Genomic DNA, 1,052 nt, shown 5'->3' on the forward strand with positions numbered 1-1,052 from the left:
GTCACCAAAAATTGGGTAAAACGCCGCGCGCAATGAAAGTGGTAAACCTTTGTTAAAGGCGAAAAAAGCAAGCGCCAACGCAACAAGGGCGTAAATACTCCAACCGTGAACACCCCAGTGAAACATGGTCGCGCCCATCGCGAGTGATTTGGCATCGGCTGAATACGCTTCTGCGTTTAGCGGCGTACCCCACCAATCCGTGAAATAGGCCGTTGGTTCAGCCACACTCCAAAAGAGAAGACCAATACCCATACCTGCAGCAAACAGCATTGACAGCCATGAAACGGTTGAATGATCCGGCGTCGCCTCTTTACCGCCTAAACGAATCTTACCTAATGGCGAGAAAAGCAGAGCAACAGCGAACAATAAGAAAAAATTGGTAGACCACATAAAGAATGCATCAAACTGTTCAATAATTCCGTTTTTGATCCCGTTTAATGCGTCGCGAGCGGTAACTGGCTCGACAAGAAGAAGTGAAATAAGACAGAAAACAACGAGACCAGCACTGATGCCGAATACGGGATTGTGTATATCGAATCCCCATTTTTGAACGTTGTCTTGGCCAACCTGATAGTCTGTTGTGTCGATACTATATTTTTTAAATGCATTATCCATAAATACAAATTTAACGTAATTTGAAACGCTTCTCAGGGGAGAAGAACTCCAATACCGCCCTCCATTAATTTGAACTCTAAACTTTAAAAACGATGCAAAGTTTATCACCAATCACAAATTTATGCAAAAATGACACTTTTATTGCATATTTACAGCAAACAAACGCCAAGCAAGTGTCTTCACCCCACAAGAATAAACTACGACATCTAACTATTTTTCAGAATTGGAATACACAGAGGAAAACAGTCAATCAACAAGGTCAAACGGTATTCAGAACAAAAGAAATAGCCTCGCACATAAGTGCGAGACCATTTTGAGGTTGATGGAGTTTTTCAACCAACTGTGAAGGGTGAGTTGGATAAAGAAGATCGGGAAGTTTGCGGTTTACAAGAAATGGAAAGTCACATTGCCCGTAAAGCTGCTTAGGTTATCGCTGT

General features: G+C 42.3%; 1 protein-coding gene. It reads right to left on the reverse strand.

Annotation, left to right across the window (positions count from 1 at the left end; genetic code table 11):
- Window positions 1-615, reverse strand: a 615-nt coding sequence (locus tag R8269_RS26135; protein WP_318223029.1) for a BCCT family transporter, incomplete at its 3' end; no start/stop codon positions are given.
- Window positions 616-1,052: the final 437 nt, after the last annotated feature.

It is taken from the genome of Vibrio sp. Vb0667 (assembly GCF_033391095.1).